We start from the raw sequence: 16,639 nt of genomic DNA, 5'->3' as shown, positions 1-16,639 counted from the left end.
GTGTTGCGCCGCTCTGCCGTCTCCCGCCTCACCGCGCTCGTCGCCCTCGTCGTGGCCGGCGCCTGCTCCCTGGACTTCGATCAGTTCGACTCCGCCGGGTACCAGGGCCCGCCGGCAGGCAGCTCCGGCGGCGGGGGCGGCGCGCCGACGACCTCCACGAGCGCCGGCTCCGGCGGCGGTGAGATCTGCACGAACGGCGACGACGACGACGGCGACGGCGCGGTCGACTGCGCCGACGACGGCTGCAGCGGGTTCTCCTGCGTCGCCGTGCCCGAGGACTGGGAGGGGCCGGGCCTGCTCTACGCCGGTCCCGCGGCCGAGGAGGTCGCGTGCCCCGCGGGCTTCCCCACGCGGGTGGACGTGGGCGGCCGCGACGTCGAGGCGCCCGCGACGTGCAGCCCGTGCGCGTGCGGCGAACCCGAGGTCCGCTGCGACGAGCCCGACGTCACGGCGTACCTGGACAACGAGTGCGACGACGCGACGCTCACGGTCGGGCTCCCGCCGCGCGTATGTGTCCCGCTCAGGAACAACTTGCCGTTCGAGAGTTATAGCGGCGCGCCGCCGGGCGTGAGGTCCGCGTCCTGCCCGGCCTCGGGCGGCGAGCCGACCGGGCCAGCGCCGCGCTTCGGCGTGCAGGCGCTCGTCTGCGCCCTCGGCTCGAGCACCGGCGGCTGCGGCGCGGGGGAGACGTGCGCCCCGCGGGACGTGGACGACCCGTTCCAGCCGGGCGCCTGCGTCTGGCACGAGGGGGAGCGGCGCTGCCCGGAGGGGTTCGGCGAGCGGCACGTGTTCGCGCGCGACGTGATCGACGATCGCGGCTGCACCCGGTGCACGTGCGACGAGGACGACGTGCGCTGCACCGCGACGACCACCTTCTTCGCGGACGACAGCTGCGATGACGCGACCGTCTCCGTGCGCCACGACGAGAGCTGCGCCGATGACGTGCCCGCGGCCGCGTCGGTGCGGGTCGAGGTCGCCGCGACCGGCAGCTGTCGGCCGCGCGGCGGCTCCCCCACGGGCGAGGCCGTCGAGGGCGGCGACAGGATCACCGTCTGCTGCGCCCGCTGAGCGGGCCCGGGTGCCGACGAGGCGCCTCCGCGGCCGGCGCTCCGGCGCTCCGGCGCCGCGCCGGCGGCCGAAGCAACGAAATTCAAGTTATTTCAACAGGTTAGCCGTCACGGGACGGCGCCCGCGCGACGCGCCCCGCAACACGGGGCTCCCGGCGCCCGCGCGACGCGCCCCGCGGGGCGGCGCCGCGCGGCGCCCGGCGCTGCTACTGCCGGAAGATCTCGACGCGCTCGAGGACGACGTCCTGGTTCGGCCGGTCGCGCGTGGTCGGCACGTTCGCGATCTTGTGCACGACGTCGAGGCCGCTCACGACCTTGCCGAACACCGCGTGCCGGTTGTCGAGGTGCGGCGTCGGCCCCTCGGTGATGAACCACTGCGCGCCGTTGGTGTTCCTCCCGGCGTTCGCCATGGAGAGCACGCCGGCGCCGTCGTGCCGGAGCTCGGGGTGGAACTCGTCGGCGAACTTGTAGCCCGCGTCGCCCGTGCCCCAGCGCGCGGCCATGTCCGGGTAACGCGACAGCGGGTCGCCACACTGGATCATGAAGCCCGAGATGACGCGGTGAAAGCGGACGCCGTCGTAGCAGGGCGTCCCCTGCATCTTCTGGCCGCTCTTCGGATCCTTCCAGTCGATGCTGCCCGTCGCGAGGCCGACGAAGTTCTTGACCGTGTTGGGGGCGCGCTTCTCCTCCAGCTGGATGACGATGTCGCCGAGCGAGGTCTTGAGCCGGGCGTGCAGCTGGCCGGTGCCGGGCACATTGATCTGGGGGAAATCCATCGGGCCTTCTCCTGTTCTTGCCGCCGAGGCGGCGCCGTCAGCCGAGGCGGGGAGAGCCGCAAGGCCCCCCTCGCTGCGTTCTGGTCAGGCGTCTTATCGCATCTGAGGCCGCGCCAGAGGGTCGAAATGCACCTCAGGCGCGCTCGAAGAGGGTCGCGATGCCCTGCCCCACCCCGATGCACAACGAGGCGACCCCGACCTTGGCGCCCCGCGCGCGCATGGCGTGGACGAGGGTGCACGCGATGCGCGCGCCGGAGCAGCCGATCGGGTGCCCGAGCGCGATCGAGCCGCCGCGGACGTTCACGCGCGCCGGGTCGAGCTCGAGCGCGCGCACACACGCGAGCGCCTGCGCCGCGAACGCCTCGTTGAGCTCGACGAGGTCGACGTTGGGCGCGCGCAGCCCGGTCCGCTGGAGGAGCTTCTTCACGGCGGGGATCGGGCCCTCGCCCATGAGGTTGGGGTCCACCCCGGCGGTCGCGGTCCCGACGACGCGCGCGAGCGGCGTCGCCCCGGCGGACTGCACGACGTCGCCCGACGCGAGCAGCAGGGCGGCGGCGCCGTCGTTGAGGGGCGACGCGTTGCCGGCCGTGACCGTCCCCCCCTCGCGGAAGGCCGGCTTGAGCTTCGCCAGCGCCTCGAGCGAGGCGTCGGCGCGCACGGCCTCGTCGCGCTCGAACAGGACGGGCGCGCCCTTCTTCTGAGGGACGGTGACCGGGGCGACCTCGGCCGCGAAGTCCCCCGACGCCCACGCGCGCGCGGCGCGCTCGTGGGAGAGGAGCGCGAACCGGTCCTGGTCCTCGCGGCTGATGCCGTGCTTCTTGGCCACGTTCTCGGCCGTCTCCCCCATCGACTGGAGCTCGAACCGGGCCGCCATCCTCGGGTTCGGGTAGCGCCAGCCGAGGGTCGTGTCGTAGACCGGCGGCGCGGTGCGATCGAAGCGCTCGGCCTGCTTCGGCATCGAGAACGGCGCGCGCGTCATGCTCTCGACGCCCCCCGCGATCGCGCACTCGGCCTCGCCCGTCGCGATCATGCGCGCGGCGTCGGCCACCGCCTCGAGCCCCGAGCCGCACAGGCGGTTCACCGTGACCCCCGGCACCTCGTACGGCAGGCCCGCGATCAAGGCGGCCATGCGCGCGACGTTGCGGTTGTCCTCCCCGGCCTGGTTCGTCGCGCCGAAGACGACGTGGTCGAGGCGCGGCGCGAGCGCGGGCTGGCGGCGCACGAGCGCCTCGATGACACAAGCCGCGAGATCGTCGGGACGGACCGTGGCCAGCGCGCCCGCGTAACGAGCGATCGGGGTCCGGAGCGCGTCGACCACGAAGACGGGACGGAGGGCAGCGGGCATGGCGAGAGCGTAGCGTCGCCTGGTCCAGGCGCAGGGTGAGATCGCGTGACCTCCGCGCCGCGCATCCCACACACGCGCGCCGAGGCGCACGCCGCGTCCGCCCGGCGGCTCGCGCTGCGCCGCGAGGAAATCCGTTCGGTTTGGACCTTATCCTGCGGCCTCTTCCATGGCCGCAGATCGTGCGGCGCCGTGGGATGGGCCTCGCGGCGAGCGCGGGCGCCCGGGCAACCCCCTCGGCTCAGTAGCTGTCGCTGGAGCCGCCGCCGCCGGAGCGACCCCCGCCGCCGCCGCCGAACCCGGACCCACCGCCGCCGCCGCCGCCGAACCCGCCGCCGCCGCGACCGCCGCCGCCTCGGAGGAGGAGGGCCTGCAGGGCGAACCACAGGAACCACCGGAAGGAGGGCGAGATGAGCGCGAGCAGGAACGCGCCGATCAGGGCGATGAACGTGACGCCGATCTGGATCGGCGAGACCGGGTCGGGCGCCGGCCGTGTGCCAGGCGCCGGCCGCCGTTCCTCCTCGGGCGTGCCGGCGATGAGCGCCCGGGCGATGGCGACCGTGCCCTGATCGATGGCGTCGCGGAACCGATCCTCCCGGAGCAGCGGGCTGATCGTCTGCCGGATGATGTCGTTCGACTGGAGATCGGTGAGCGCACCGCCGACGCCCTTGCCCGTCTCGATCCGGACGCGCCGCTCGGACGGCGCGATCACGAGCAGGACGCCGTTGTCGGCGCCCCGCTGGCCGAGCTGCCAGGTGTTGAACGCCTTGTAGGCGACGTCCTCGATCGTCTCGCCCTCGAGCGAGCCCGCCACGAAGGCGACGATCTCGAACCCGGTCTGCCGGCGGATGCGGTCGAGCTTCGCGTCGAGGTAGCGGATGTCCTCCGCGCCGAGCCGCCCGGCGGTGTCGACCACGTGCCCGGTGAGCTCTGGCGGCGTGAAGGCGGCGACCGCCGGCCGGGCGACGAGCGCGCAGATCAACGCGAGCGCGGCGGCGACGGCCCTTTCGAGGACCCGGAGCCGCGCGCCGCGGAAGACCGCCTGACGCATCGCCGCCCCGACCATCAGAAGGCGACCTTCGGTGCGGACTGGACCTCGGGAGAGGCCGTGAAGTAGACGCGCGGCTTGAACGGCTGGCCCGTCGCCTTGTTCACCACCTGGCCGCGGATCTTCAGGAGCTCCGCGTTGTACTCGCGCGCGGCCTGGTTGTACTCCTCGCGCGCCCGGAGGATCCGGTTCTCGATGCCTTCCAGCTGGACCTGGAGGTCATGGAAGCTCTGGTTGGCCTTGAGATCCGGATATTGCTCCTGCACGACGAGGAGCCGCGAGAGCGAGCCGCTGAGCTGCTCCTGCGCCCGCTGGAACGCCGCCACCTTCTCGGGATCGGTCAGATCCTCGGCCTTGAGCTGCACGCCGGTGGCGCGGGCGCGGGCCTCGGCGACGCTGGACAACGTCTGCTCCTCGTGCTTCGCCGACCCCTTCACGACCGCGACGAGGTTCGGGACGAGGTCGTAACGACGCTGGAGGTTCGCCTCGAGATCCGACCACTTCTGGGCCGCGATCTGATCCTTCTCGACGAGCGTGTCGTAACGCTGGCAGCCCGTCACAGAGACCATGAGGGTGAACACCGCCAGGAACAGAGAGACCACCACGAGGCGGCCCCGAAATGTCGCTTGTTCAACAATCCGCATGACTGGCTCCACGATCGCTTGCATTGCCGCTCAGGGTTGCGTCCGTCGACCCCATGCAAGACTGCGACCCGACGCCGGTCTTCAGGCCGCCGGGCCGGCTCCGCTGCGACGGCCCGGCGGCGTGATACCCTGTCCCTCCTGCGCAGCGCCCCAAGGTTCCCCTGCAGGGGAGCCACAGCGTGGCGCGTTGCCACAGCCGCCCAACCGATGAGCCGCCGCCAACACATCGCCGCCCATTCGCTCAGCCCCGCAGCGTACGCGCCCTATGGGGACGTCCTCATGGCCATGAGTTATGGCCAGCCTGGCAGGCCGGCCAACCAGGGGACCGCGCGCCGGTTCGATCACCTCGCCGGGATCGAGAACCTCCGCCCCGGTCGCGCGTCGCTGAACGTCTCCGTGTTCCGGTGCAGCCCCGCCTCGAGCTTTCCGTTCCCGATCGCGCAGCTCGAGAGGCACCCCGGCTCGACCCAGGCGTTCGTGCCGATGAACGCGCAGCGCTACCTCGTCGTGGTCGCCCTCGGCGGCGACCAGCCCGACCTCGCGACGCTCACCGCGTTCGTCGCCCGCGGCGCCCAGGGCGTCACCTACCGGCCCGGGGTCTGGCACCACCCCATGATCGCGCTCGACGCCGAGACCGACTTCGTCTGCCTGGTCTGGGAGGACGGCTCCCCCGGCGACTGCGACGTCGTCGAGCTCGCGGAGGGCGAGCGGGTCGCGGTCGAGCTCCCGCCCTGACGGCGCAGCCTCCGGGCGCGCTCCGCGCTATAGAGGCGCCCGACCCGACCATGCGCCGCTCGACCCCCAACTGCTCGTTCGTCGCGCAGGAGCAGCGAAGGCTGCTCGCCGCGCTCGACGCGCTCGATCTCGCCGCCGTCGCCCGCATCCTCGAGGAGTTCGTCACGGACGAGCGCCGAGCCCGGCTGCGCGGGGTCATCGCGGCGCGGCTCGACGCCGTCACCGTGGCGATGGACGCGCCGCACGACCCGCACAACGGGGCCGCCGTGCTCCGGTCGTGCGACGCGTTCGGCCTGCAGCGGCTGCACATCATCGAGCGGGCCGAGCCGTTCCTCGTCTCGAACACCGTCTCGCGCGGCTCCGAGCGGTGGGTCGAGGTGCACACGCACGCGACCACAGAGGCCGCGGTCGACGCGCTCCGCGCGGCAGGGCACGAGCTCGTGGCGACGCACCCAGACGGCGAGCTCACGCCGCGCGATCTCTCGAGCATCCCCCGCCTCGCGCTGGTGCTCGGCAACGAGCGCGACGGCATCCGCCCCGACCTCGCGCGCGCGTGCGGCCGCGCCGTGCGCGTGTCGATGCGGGGCTTCGCGGAGAGCCTCAACGTCAGCGTCACCGCGGCGATCCTGCTCGAGCACGCGACGAACGGCCGGCCCGGCGACCTGCCCGAGCCGTACCAGATCAGGCTCTACGCCCGCGCGCTGGTGCTCACCGTGCCCCACGCCGCGGAGATCCTCGCCGCGCGGGGCATGCACCTGCCGGCGCCGCTCGGCGGCCCGCCGCCCCCCGCCCCGCTGCCGCGTCCCCCCAAGCCGCGCCGGCCGCCCGCGCCGTCCGCGCTGGCCACGCCGGCCATGCCGAGAGCCCGCAGCGCCGGCGCCCCCCAGGAGCCCGATGGTGGATAGGATGCCGCACCCCATGCGAACCCCCGCGCCGCCGCGCGCCTCGCGCCTCGCGGGCCGTGCCCTGCTGCTCGCGGGCTGTGCCCTGCTCCTCGCGGGCTGCCTCGAGGTGCCGCCGCCCCCGCCGAAGCCGCCCCTCGAGGCGAAGGAGATCCAGGTCTCCGAGGGCGTGGGGCTCGAGGTCGCCTGCACGCCGACGGGGGTCGAGCTCTGCTTCGACGCCCTCGACAACAACTGCAACGGCGTCATCGACGAGGGGTGCGGGCTCCACACCGGCATCCTGCAGTTCACGATCGCCTGGGAGGAGGCCGACGCCGATGTCGATCTCAACGTCTATGACGCGTCCGGAGAGCTCGCCCGCGTCGGCGAGCCGACGGCGGGCGGCCTCATGAAAGACCGCGACTGTCCGCGCGTGAGCGGCGAGTGCCAGGACCAGAACGTGGAGAACGTCTTCCTCACCGAGGGCGAGCCGGCCCGCGGCCGCTACCGCGTCGTCGTCCGGCTGGACAAGCTGAACGGCGCGACGGCGCCCGTCCGCGTCCGCCTGAGCGCGCGCGTCGGCCACCGCTCGTACGCCATGGCGCTCGACCTGTCCCCCTCGGCCGCGACCGAGGAGAAGAGCTTCAGCTTCACGCTCTGAGCCGCGATCGCGGGCCCCGGCCAGCGCCAGCCCTCGGCGCGCGCGCGCACCGACGTCGCTCGCGGACCGGACCATCCGCGCCTGTCCGCCCTTGCAGGAAGGGCTCCGGCGCACGCGCGCTGGAGGCGCTCAGGTCCCCGCGCCGCCGCCGCCGCGCGGTTGACGTCTGCCAGTTCCCCACCTTAAAAGACATGGCCATTTTGCACCCGGAGACGCCCCGCGAATGAATCCCACCTTGATGCTCATATTGCTCGTCGGCCTCTTCGCCTTGTTTGTGCGGAGCGCCAACCGGCGTTGGCAGCTCCTCAAGGTCGGGCGCGGGGAAAACCGGCTCGATCGCATCGCCGAGCGGCTCAAGGGCACCTGGGAGTACGCCTTCCGGCAACGGAAAATGGGCTACTACCCGCTCGCCGGGCTGGCCCATAAGCTCATCTTCTTCGGATTCCTGGTTCTCCTGCTCCGCACGCTGATCCTGTGGGGGCGCGGCTTCGACCCGGGGTTCAGCCTGTGGATCCTGGGGCACGAGCCCGTCCTCGGCGTGCCGCTCGGCGGCATCTACGAGTTCGTGAAGGACGTGATGGCCACGCTGGTCGTCGCCGGCGCGCTCGTGTTCATCTATTACCGGGCGATCAAGCGCGAGCGGCGCATGACGTTGTCCGGCGAGGGGCTGCTCATCCTCGGCATCATCCTCACGATGATGGTGAGCGACATGCTCTATGACGGCGCCGCGATGGCGCTGCACCACCGGTGGTCCACGATGACGTGCGGCGCCGGCGACGCGGCGCTCTGCGAGCGCATCGCCACCGTCACCGCCCCGTTCGAGGGCGTCCCCGCCGACCCCGCCGCGCTCCGCTGGCACCCGTTCCCCGCCCCGGCGGGCTCGCTGTTCGCCGCGCTGCTGAGCGGCGCCAGCCCGGGGACGCTCGTCGCGCTCGCGCACGCGGGGTTCTGGACGCACGTCACGCTGGTGCTCGTGTTCCTGAACCTGCTGCCGCACTCGAAGCACTTCCACATCATCACGTCGATCCCGAACGTCTTCACGCGCAACCTCGATCCGCGCGGGCGGCTGCCGCTCGTCGCCGGCAACGCCGAGGCCATCGGCGAGATGGTGATGAAGGCGGCCGAGGAGCCCGAGAAGGCCGCCCCCGTCGGCGTGGCCCGGATCGAGGACTTCACGTGGAAGGCGATCCTCGACTTCTACACGTGCACCGAGTGCGGCCGCTGCTCCGACAACTGCCCGGCCCACAAGACGGGCAAGATGCTGAGCCCGAAGCAGCTCACGCTCGACCTGCGCGATCACCTGTACGGGCGAGAGACCGAGTTCGTGAACCGGCCCGGCGGCGCGAGCGGCCTCGCGAACGGCGGGGGCGCGGCCCAGGCGAACGGGCACGCCGAGGGCGCGGCGCCCGCGGACGGCGAGGGCGCGCAGGACGGCGGCGCCGGGCACGGAGAGACGGCGTCCCCGGAGAACCCGGCGCCGGCCGCGGAGCCGGCGTACAAGCCGATCGACCTCGTGGCGAACGTCGTCCACCCGGACGTGCTCTGGGCCTGCACGACGTGCCGGGCCTGCGAGGAGCAGTGCCCGGTGATGATCAGCTACGTCGACAAGATCGTCTCCCTGCGCCGCAACCTGGTGCTCGTGAAGGGCGAGTTCCCGGCCGAGCTCGGGAACCCGTTCAACGCGATGGAGGTCAACGGCAACCCGTGGAACCTCGCGCGCATCGACCGCGGCAACTGGGCCGAGGGGCTCGAGATCCCGACCATGGCCGAGAGCCCGAAGGCGCCCGTCCTGTACTGGGTCGGCTGCGCCGCGAGCTACGACGACCGCGCGAAGAAGATCGCCCGCGCGACCGCGCGGCTCCTGAAGGCCGCGGGCGTCGACTTCGCGATCCTCGGCCAGGAGGAGACCTGCACCGGCGACCCGGCGCGCCGCGCGGGGAACGAGTACCTCTTCGCGATGCTCGCCGAGCAGAACGCCGCGACCCTGAACGGCTACAAGGAGCAGGGCGGCATCCGGAAGATCGTCACGACCTGCCCCCACTGCTTCAACACGCTCGCCAACGAGTACCCCGACTTCGGCGCGAAGTTCGAGGTCGTGCACCACACCGACTTCCTGCTCGGCCTGGTCGCCGAGAAGAAGCTCGTCCCCCGGCAGCGGGTCGAGGGCAAGGTGGTGTTCCACGACTCGTGTTACCTCGGCCGCTACAACGACATCTACGAGCAGCCGCGCGACATCCTGAAGCGCATCCCGGGCGTCGAGCTCGTCGAGGCCGAGGGGTGGAACCGGCAGAAGGGGCTCTGCTGCGGCGCCGGCGGCGCGCAGATGTGGATGGAGGAGCAGAACAAGGACCGCGTGAACGTGAAGCGGACGCTGCAGCTGCTCCAGACCGAGGCGAAGACGATCGCGACCGCCTGCCCGTTCTGCCAGACGATGATCACCGACGGCCTCAAGGATCAGTCCAAGGAGGACTCGATCCGGCAGCTCGACGTGGTCGAGCTGCTCGAGGAGAGCTGCGGCCTCGACCGGTCGGCCGGCAGCCGCGCGGCAGCGGCGCACGAGGCGTCCACGGCCGCGTCCGCCAGCGCCAGCGCCGACGCAAGCTAGACGACATTTCCGATCCGTCGCGAGCGCCCGCGGGCCGCTGCGCCGCCCCCCAGGCGGTGTACGGTGGCGGGCGTTTGCTCACCTTCTCGCCCTGGAACAACCCTGATCTGGATCAGGCGCAGCCTTCTCGTGCGTCCCGTCTCGGCCTGAGCTAGATTCGGCCCTGCCGCGGAGGTGGATGTGATTGAAGGCGCTCTGAAGGGGACAGCAAACCAGGATCCCCGTCCCATGCCGGAAGGAGCCGCGGAGGCGGATCTCCGGTTCGCGCGGATGCAGGCTCATCCGTTCTGTATCTCGGTCGATGCCGTCGCCGACAACGCCCTGCGCGCGCGGCAAGCCGATGTGGGGGCCACCGAGCTCCGCTGTGACGTGTGTGACGCGGCCATCGAGGGCGAACCGGCCGGGCGCGGCCTTTACCTGTGGTCGCGCGGCGACGAGGTCCGGTTCGAGGAGCCCGCGCTGTGCGGCGGCTGCGCCGTCGCCATCGGGATGACGGCGCTGTCCGCCTGGAACGCCGAAGAAGAAGAAGGCTGAGCGCCTCCCCGGCCCGCGGGCGACCGCGGGCCACGCCGCCGCCCCGCGGACGATCGCGGGCCGCGCCGCCGCGCCGTCCGAATACACGCCGGGCGGCTCCCCCTCAGAACGCCTCGCCGATCGCCAGGTTCACGGCGATGGGCAACACGTCGAACAAGAGGCCCGGGCTGCCCTCGCCCGTGGGCCACGTCTCCTTGTTTTCCTTGGCTTGTGCGAGGGTCTGGCTGCACACGCCGATCACCTGCATGCAGGGGATGCGGTAGCCGACGTCCAGGCGGAGCGGGCCGATGGGCGTCGTGTAACGCAGCCCGAGGCCGGCAGAGAGGTGCGGGCGCTGCGGCCCTGAGCGGAACAGCCGGTACTCCCGCGAGACGTCGCCGGCGTCGACGAAGACCACGGTGCCGAAGCTCTCGCCGAGCGGGATCCGGAGCTCCAGGCTCGTCTCCCAGAGGAGCCGCCCGCCGATCGGGATCAGCGGCGCGTCCTGCACGCTCTCGCCCTCCTCGCCCGTCTGGTTCGGCACGCGGGCGTGCGGGCCGACCTCGTTGTAGCCGTAGCCGCGGTTGCTGGTCGCGCCGCCGCTGAAGAACCCGCGGAACTGCATCAGCTGCAGGTCGGCGCCGCATTTCGCTCTCTCGTCGTCGCTCGCGTTGACGTCGCACTTGGTCGCGTCGAAGTCCGACGCGCCGTAGTCCTCGCTCGGGAACAGCCACCCGGTCTTCATGCGGAAGCCGAGGGTCCATTTCCGCGAGACCGGGAGGTAGGCGCGAAACTCGGGCTGCAGGCGGACGTCGCGCGCGGCGTGGAAGTTCTTCTTGCTCTCCTCGCCGACCAGGGCCTTGGCGATCGCCGTATCGAACCGCTGCTGGCCAGCCACCTGCGCGTCCAGCGCGACGTAGTAGCCGTGGTGGGGCGTGAGCCGGTCGGGCTTCCCCGCCCGGTTCTGGCGGCGATCGTAGGACACGAGCGCCTGGAGGTAGGGGATGAAGATGGTCCCGAAGCCCACGGGCAGCGGCGCCGGGTTGTAGGTGAACGGGCTGTTCAGCTGGACGTTGTAGAGGAGGGCGACGTTGAGGTCCGACTTCAGGAACGGCCGCTCCAGGCCGATGGATCCCACGTACTCGCGGTAGCCGACGATCGAGTGCTCGTGCTCCTCTTTCGGAGGAGGAGGAGGTGTCGCGGCGTCTCCCTCCGGCGGCTCCTCCTCTTTGGGGGGCTTGCAGTACTCGCCGGGCTGCGGGCAGTAGAGCTTGAAGGAGCCGCGGAGCACCGCCGCCGTGCGCCGCTCGAACACCCCCGGCTGGCGGAGCTCGGCCCGCAGCTGGATCTCCGGCAGCAGGCGGAACTCGTCGTCGCCGAGCGAGCCGATCTCCAGCGGGTAGAACACGAGCCCCGGCCGGGCCTCGACGTTGAAGCGGCGCAGCCCGCCGAGGAAGTTGCGGTCCTCCCAGCCGGCGACGAGGTGCGCCTCGACGCGCGAGCCGACCTCGGCGCCGCCGCCGAGCCGCACGGCGCGCAGCGCGGCCGGCTGGAGGGAGAACGTCACGGGGACGACCGGGGACCTGGGCTGCCCCGCCGGCGCGAGCTCGGGCTTCACCGCGATGGCGCCGAACACGCCGAAATCCGCGAGCGCCTGCTCCGCGTCGGCGAGCTTCCCGCTCGAGAAGCGCTCGCCCTGCTCGATGCCGATCGCCGTCCGCAGGGGCCGCTCCGGCAGCTCGCCGAGCCCCTCCAGCTTGACCGGGCCGAACGTGCACTCCGGGCCGAGCTCGATGGTGTAACGCACCCGCGCCTCGTGCTTCACGAGGTCCACGTCGACGTGCCCCTCGACGGTCGCGTACGCGAAGCCGCGATCCGTGAGCACGCGGAGCAGCGTCTGCTTCACCTCCTCGTAGCGCTCCTCGTCCAGGCGCTCGCCGACCTTGAGCTGGTCCTTCGCCTCGGTCACCGGCCGGGCGATGTCCTTCCCCTTCTCGAGGGTCCAGTCGCGCCACGAGAGGTCCACCGAGGCGACGTTCACCGGCTCGCCCTCGGAGACGACGATGCGCACGAGCACACGCCCGTCCTTGCCGGGGCCGCCCGCCCGCTGCACCCGCGCCGCGCGCGCCCGCGCGCCGTAGAACCCGCGCGCCCGGTAGTACCGCTCGATGCGGGCCATGTCCCGCTCCAGGACGAACCGGTCGAAGCGCTCGTACTCGACCGTGAGCGCGTCCCAGATGCTCAGGACCGGCACGTGCTCGAACGCGCCGCCGAGCAGGCGTGAGCTCTCGGCGGTCGCGATCCGGTCGGCGAGCTCATCGCCGCTGATCACCTCGTCGCCGTCGAAGGAAACGTCCTCGATGGCGCACCCGCTGAGGTCGGGGCGCGTGCACGCCGGCGGCTGGCGCGCGGCGCACCCGGACGCTCCGAGCGCGGCGAGCGCGGCGAGCGCAAGAGACGCAGCGGCGACGGATCGCGCGCGCGGGGTTGGAACAGCGGCCAGGCAACTTTCGGTCGAGCCGGTGACGAGGCGAGCGTCCCGGTGTGCGCGATGGCGAGGATTCAACGTTACGCCCGTGTTTTCGCTATGCTGCGTCCGCTTCGACCGTCCGAGGGCCCGCTCGAAGGCAGAGGGGGCGCTCTGGAGGACGGCGCGAGCGAGGGAGAGCCTACGAGATGGCAGAGCCGACGCAAAAGGAACCTGGTGCCGGTGGGTACCTCGGATATGGATTGCCGCATGAGCCTGGGGCTCACGGGGTGCCCGCGAGCGCCGGCGCTCCGCCGCTCGGCACGCCCCCCACGCCAGGCGCTCCTGCCGAGGAGCGGCGCGGCGCCCTGAAGGCGCTCGTGGCGATCGGCGGCCTCGCCTACGCCGGCGCGCTCGCCGTGCCCGCGGCGAGCTTCCTGGCCCCCGCCGGCGCGGCGGGCTCGGCGGGCGGACGAGAGCGCTGGGTCCGCGTCGGGCGCCTCGACGACATCCCGCCGGGCGAGCCGCGCCGCCTCCAGGTGATCGGCGACGAGCGCGACGCGTTCACGGTCGCGAAGCACCAGCTGCTCGGCTCGGTGTGGGTGCTCCGTGAGGGCGAGAAGGTCCGCGCGCTGAGCGCCACGTGCCCCCACCTCGGCTGCGCGATCGACGTGAACGAGGACAAGAAGAGCTTCAACTGCCCGTGCCACGCGTCGCGCTTCTCCCTGACGGGCGTCCCGGAGACGGGGCCGTCCCCGCGCCCGATGGATCCGCTCGCGGCCCGCGTCGTGGACGGCTGGGTCGAGGTCGATTTCCGGCGCTACCGCGAGGGGACCGCCGCGCTCGAGGAGATCGCAGGGTGAGCCTGGGCGACTGGCTGAACGACCGCATCGGGCACCGCGAGCCGCTCCGCCGCCTGCTCGACCAGCCCATCCCGGGCGGCGCGCGCCTCGCCTACGCGTGGGGGGGCGCGATCGCGCTGCTGCTGCTCGTCGAGGCGATCACCGGCGCGCTGCTCATGACGGCGTACGCGCCGAGCACGACCACCGCCTGGTCGAGCGTCGCGCACATCAACTTCACGATGCGCGCCGGGTGGCTCATCCGGGGCGTCCACTACTTCGGCGCGCAGGCGCTCGTCATCCTGGTCGCGATCCACGTGGGGCACCTGGCGCTCCGCCGCGCGTACCGGGCGCCGCACGAGGTGAGCTGGTTCCTGGCGCTCGGCGTGCTCGGGGTGATCCTCGGCTTCGCCTTCACCGGCAACCCGCTGCCGTGGGACCAGGACGGCTACTGGGGCGCGCGCGTCGAGACCGGCATCGCGGGCACGGTCCCCGTGGTCGGGCAGTTCACGCAGCAGCTGATGGTGGGCGGGAGCTCGCTCGGCCACCTGACCCTGACGCGGCTCTACAGCTTGCACGTCTTCGTGCTGCCGGCGATCGCGGCCGCGCTGCTCGCCGCGCGCTTCGCGCTGTTCCGCAAGCACGGCGTGGCGCCGCCCGACGGCGCGGCGGCCGCGCGGGTGGACCGGTTCTACCCGAAGCAGCTCGGCCTGATCCTGCTCGTCGGCGTGGTCGCGCTCGTCGTCCTGTTCGACCTCGCGGCCGTCGAGCACGGGGCGCCGCTCGAGTCGCCCGCGGACCCGATCAGCGACTACTCCGCCCGCCCGGCGTGGTACTTCCGCCCGCTCTTCGAGTTGCGCAAGTTCTTCCCCGGCTCGCTGGAGCTCATCGCGACGGTCGGCATGCCGGGCGTGTGCGCGCTGTACCTGCTCCTGCTGCCGTTCCTCGACCGGAAGCCCGCCTCGCTGCTCGCGCGCCTGCCGGCGCTCGCGCCGCTGTTCGTGATCGGCCTCGGGGCCGTCGGCCTGCTCGCGAAGTCGCTCGTCACCGACGCGCGGGACGAGGGGTTCCAGCGCGCCCAGGCGGCCGTGTCCGAGCGGACCGCGCGCTCGCTCGCGCTGTTCAAGCAGGGCGTCCCGCCCGAGGGCGCGCTCGCGATGATCCGCAACGATCCGGAGACGCGCGGCGAGGATCTGTACAAGAAGGAGTGCGCGAGCTGCCACCGGCTGGGTGACCTCGGCCCGCCCAAGGACAAGATGACGGCGCCGGACCTCACCGGCTTCGGCACGAAGGCGTGGGCGCTCGAGGTGCTGAGGGATCCCGACGCCGACCACCTCTTCGGCAAGACCGCGTTCAAGGAGATGATGCCGTCGGTGGTCAAGCCGCCCGCCGATCCCGAGGCGGCAAAGATGTTCACGCCGATGAGCGAGGCCGACCAGGAGACGATCGCGGCGTTCCTGGAGGGGCAGGCGCGCGGCGAGCTCGGCGCGGGGACGCCGGGCGAGAAGCTCGTCCGGCAGCGGTGCACGAGCTGCCACCGGCTCGACGGGAAGACCGACGACGAGGAGTCGGCCGCCCCCGAGCTCCGCGGCTGGGCCTCGGTCGCGTGGATCGAGGCGCAGATCGCGAACCCGGGCAGCGGCAAGGCCTACCCGCCGGCGGCGATGTCGAAGGAGCTGGAGGGCCACATGCCGGCGTTCGAGGAGAAGATCCCCGCGAACGACCGGAAGATCCTCGCCGCCTGGGTGTACCGCCACGGGCGCGGGGAGCACACGAAGGCGGCCGCCGCGAAGGCGCCCGAGAAGAAGCCGTAGCCTGCCGCCCGCGGGCTCTCGTCGTCGCAGGACCTCCCTCCACCTCACCTCCTGACCTCCGCGGGCGCCGGCGCGGCGCCCGCGATCCGGCCGATCCGTCGGGGTCGAGGCGCGCTCTGCCGACACGGCGCGCCGCGGGGCCGGTACGCGCGGTGCACCACCGCCGCCGAGAGTCGCGGAGGGCGGCGTGGTGGCGACATCGTGCACGGTCGCCTCCACGCCGCTGTGCGCGCGGGGCTCCCCGCGAGCGCGGCCCGCGCATCCCCGAGAAAGGGCGGCGCCTGTGGACCTGGATGCGGTCGTCAAGCATCGATTCCGGTGGATCGCGGGCGCGATGCTCGCCCTCGCCGCCTACTTCCAGGCCGCCGGGATGTCCCACGTGATGGGGAGGACGATCCTCCCGGACGGAGCGGCGAGGCGCGCGCCGCTGCGGGCAGCTGCCGGCAACGGCGCGCTGCGCGAGGGCCGCCGCGCGGCGAGCGCCGAGGTGATCCTGCAGCGCAACCCGTTCGACTCGGTGACGGGGCCGCTCCGCCCGCCGCCGGGCGGCGAGCCCGGGGAGAGCGCGCCCGCGGCGAGCGGCGATCCGCGGAGCGATCCGATCTGCGACGCCGGGCGGGTGGTGCTCATCGCCGCGTCGGAGGACGACGCGTGGTCCTTCGCCGTGATCGAGGGCCCCGACGGGCAGACGCAGCTCGCGCGGCTCGGCGGCGAGGCGCCGGGGGGGACGATCGCGCGCATCGCCTGGGATCGCGTCTGGCTCGCGGCGGGCGGCGCGCGCTGCCAGATGCAGCTCGGGAAGACCACGCGCCGCGACGCGCCCGAGCCCCGTCCCCGGCCGCAAGCGACGCCGGTGGCCGGCGAGATCGAGCAGCGCGCGATCCCGCCGGAGATCGCGAGCCGGATCCGGCGGGTGAGCGCCACGGAGGTCCACGTCGACCGGGCGGCGGTCGACCAGATCCTCGAGCAGCAGGCGCTCCTCATGCGCTCCGCCCGGGTGATCCCCGATCGGCAGGGGGACCGCGTCGTCGGGCTGAAGCTCAGGATCAGGCGGGGCTCGCTGCTCGAGACGCTCGGGCTGGAGAGCGGCGACTCGCTCCGGTCGATCAACGGCTTCGACCTCACCGATCCGCAGCGGGCGCTCGAGGCGTACGCGCGGCTCCGGACCGCGGATCACCTGAGGATCGCCCTCGAGCGCGGCGGCCAGCTGATGACGCTCGACGTGAACATCCGCTGACGGCGCGCGC

At 72.8% G+C, this 16,639-nt stretch carries 14 protein-coding genes; 9 read left to right on the top strand and 5 right to left on the bottom strand.

Annotation, left to right across the window (positions count from 1 at the left end; translation table 11 throughout):
* The first annotated feature begins 3 nt into the window (after positions 1–3).
* Positions 4–1,068, top strand: a complete 1,065-nt coding sequence (locus tag WMF43_RS03075) for a hypothetical protein (protein ID WP_437677427.1) — start codon at positions 4–6, stop codon at positions 1,066–1,068.
* Between the two features lie 205 nt (positions 1,069–1,273).
* Here WMF43_RS03075 and WMF43_RS03070 read toward each other — a convergent pair whose 3' ends face one another.
* From WMF43_RS03070 to WMF43_RS03055, 4 genes are all read right to left on the bottom strand, one after another.
* Complete coding sequence (locus tag WMF43_RS03070; RefSeq protein ID WP_437677426.1) at positions 1,274–1,843, bottom strand: peptidylprolyl isomerase; 570 nt, start codon at positions 1,841–1,843, stop codon at positions 1,274–1,276.
* A 133-nt stretch (positions 1,844–1,976) separates the two neighbouring features.
* Positions 1,977–3,188, bottom strand: a complete 1,212-nt coding sequence (locus WMF43_RS03065; RefSeq protein ID WP_437677425.1) for a thiolase family protein — start codon at positions 3,186–3,188, stop codon at positions 1,977–1,979.
* A gap of 238 nt (positions 3,189–3,426) precedes the next feature.
* Positions 3,427–4,236: a TPM domain-containing protein gene (locus WMF43_RS03060; RefSeq protein WP_437677424.1), complete on the bottom strand. Its 810-nt coding sequence runs from the start codon at positions 4,234–4,236 to the stop codon at positions 3,427–3,429.
* A 14-nt stretch (positions 4,237–4,250) separates the two neighbouring features.
* Positions 4,251–4,877 (bottom strand): LemA family protein, encoded by a 627-nt coding sequence (locus WMF43_RS03055; RefSeq protein WP_437677423.1) that lies wholly within the window; start codon positions 4,875–4,877, stop codon positions 4,251–4,253.
* Positions 4,878–5,084: 207 nt separating this feature from the next.
* Here WMF43_RS03055 and WMF43_RS03050 point away from each other — a divergent pair, with 207 nt between their 5' ends.
* The 5 genes from WMF43_RS03050 (at position 5,085) to WMF43_RS03030 (ending at position 10,293) form a co-directional block, all read left to right on the top strand.
* Positions 5,085–5,612, top strand: a complete 528-nt coding sequence (locus tag WMF43_RS03050) for an ureidoglycolate lyase (protein WP_437677422.1) — start codon at positions 5,085–5,087, stop codon at positions 5,610–5,612.
* A 50-nt stretch (positions 5,613–5,662) separates the two neighbouring features.
* Positions 5,663–6,517 (top strand): TrmH family RNA methyltransferase, encoded by an 855-nt coding sequence (locus tag WMF43_RS03045; protein ID WP_437677421.1) that lies wholly within the window; start codon positions 5,663–5,665, stop codon positions 6,515–6,517.
* A gap of 13 nt (positions 6,518–6,530) precedes the next feature.
* Positions 6,531–7,154, top strand: a complete 624-nt coding sequence (locus WMF43_RS03040; RefSeq protein ID WP_437677420.1) for a MopE-related protein — start codon at positions 6,531–6,533, stop codon at positions 7,152–7,154.
* Positions 7,155–7,392: 238 nt separating this feature from the next.
* The gene (locus WMF43_RS03035) at positions 7,393–9,759 is read left to right on the top strand and encodes a (Fe-S)-binding protein (protein ID WP_437683935.1); all 2,367 of its coding nucleotides are present in this window, start codon (positions 7,393–7,395) and stop codon (positions 9,757–9,759) included.
* A 228-nt stretch (positions 9,760–9,987) separates the two neighbouring features.
* Positions 9,988–10,293 (top strand): hypothetical protein, encoded by a 306-nt coding sequence (locus WMF43_RS03030; protein WP_437677419.1) that lies wholly within the window; start codon positions 9,988–9,990, stop codon positions 10,291–10,293.
* Positions 10,294–10,396: 103 nt separating this feature from the next.
* Here the strand turns inward: WMF43_RS03030 and WMF43_RS03025 are convergent, their stop codons facing one another.
* Entirely contained in the window at positions 10,397–12,604 is a 2,208-nt protein-coding gene (locus tag WMF43_RS03025) for an autotransporter assembly complex protein TamA (RefSeq protein ID WP_437677418.1), read from the bottom strand.
* A gap of 425 nt (positions 12,605–13,029) precedes the next feature.
* On the opposite strand from WMF43_RS03025, the gene WMF43_RS03020 reads away from it, so the two are divergent.
* The 3 genes from WMF43_RS03020 (at position 13,030) to gspC (ending at position 16,629) form a co-directional block, all read left to right on the top strand.
* A complete protein-coding gene (locus WMF43_RS03020) occupies positions 13,030–13,602 on the top strand; it encodes a ubiquinol-cytochrome c reductase iron-sulfur subunit (protein WP_437677417.1) in 573 nt (190 codons plus the stop codon).
* Positions 13,599–15,392, top strand: coding sequence for a cytochrome b N-terminal domain-containing protein (locus WMF43_RS03015; protein ID WP_437677416.1), 1,794 nt, complete (start codon positions 13,599–13,601; stop codon positions 15,390–15,392). Before WMF43_RS03020 ends, WMF43_RS03015 begins: the two co-directional genes overlap by 4 nt.
* 283 nt (positions 15,393–15,675) lie before the next feature.
* Complete coding sequence (gspC, locus tag WMF43_RS03010; RefSeq protein ID WP_437677415.1) at positions 15,676–16,629, top strand: type II secretion system protein GspC; 954 nt, start codon at positions 15,676–15,678, stop codon at positions 16,627–16,629.
* The last annotated feature ends 10 nt before the right edge of the window (positions 16,630–16,639 follow it).

Origin of the sequence: Sorangium sp. So ce131 (genome assembly GCF_051519095.1) — a bacterium.
Taxonomy (GTDB): domain Bacteria; phylum Myxococcota_A; class Polyangia; order Polyangiales; family Polyangiaceae; genus Sorangium.
This window is presented reverse-complemented; position numbering and strand designations above follow the sequence as displayed.

Coding starts and splice junctions, on each gene's coding strand:
- WMF43_RS03070 (WP_437677426.1), bottom strand. CDS start 1,843: ATGGATTTCCCCCAGATCAATGTGCCCGGCACCGGCCAGCTGCACGCC.
- WMF43_RS03065 (WP_437677425.1), bottom strand. CDS start 3,188: ATGCCCGCTGCCCTCCGTCCCGTCTTCGTGGTCGACGCGCTCCGGACC.
- WMF43_RS03060 (WP_437677424.1), bottom strand. CDS start 4,236: ATGCGTCAGGCGGTCTTCCGCGGCGCGCGGCTCCGGGTCCTCGAAAGG.
- WMF43_RS03055 (WP_437677423.1), bottom strand. CDS start 4,877: ATGCGGATTGTTGAACAAGCGACATTTCGGGGCCGCCTCGTGGTGGTC.
- WMF43_RS03050 (WP_437677422.1), top strand. CDS start 5,085: ATGAGCCGCCGCCAACACATCGCCGCCCATTCGCTCAGCCCCGCAGCG.
- WMF43_RS03045 (WP_437677421.1), top strand. CDS start 5,663: ATGCGCCGCTCGACCCCCAACTGCTCGTTCGTCGCGCAGGAGCAGCGA.
- WMF43_RS03040 (WP_437677420.1), top strand. CDS start 6,531: ATGCGAACCCCCGCGCCGCCGCGCGCCTCGCGCCTCGCGGGCCGTGCC.
- WMF43_RS03035 (WP_437683935.1), top strand. CDS start 7,393: ATGCTCATATTGCTCGTCGGCCTCTTCGCCTTGTTTGTGCGGAGCGCC.
- WMF43_RS03030 (WP_437677419.1), top strand. CDS start 9,988: ATGCCGGAAGGAGCCGCGGAGGCGGATCTCCGGTTCGCGCGGATGCAG.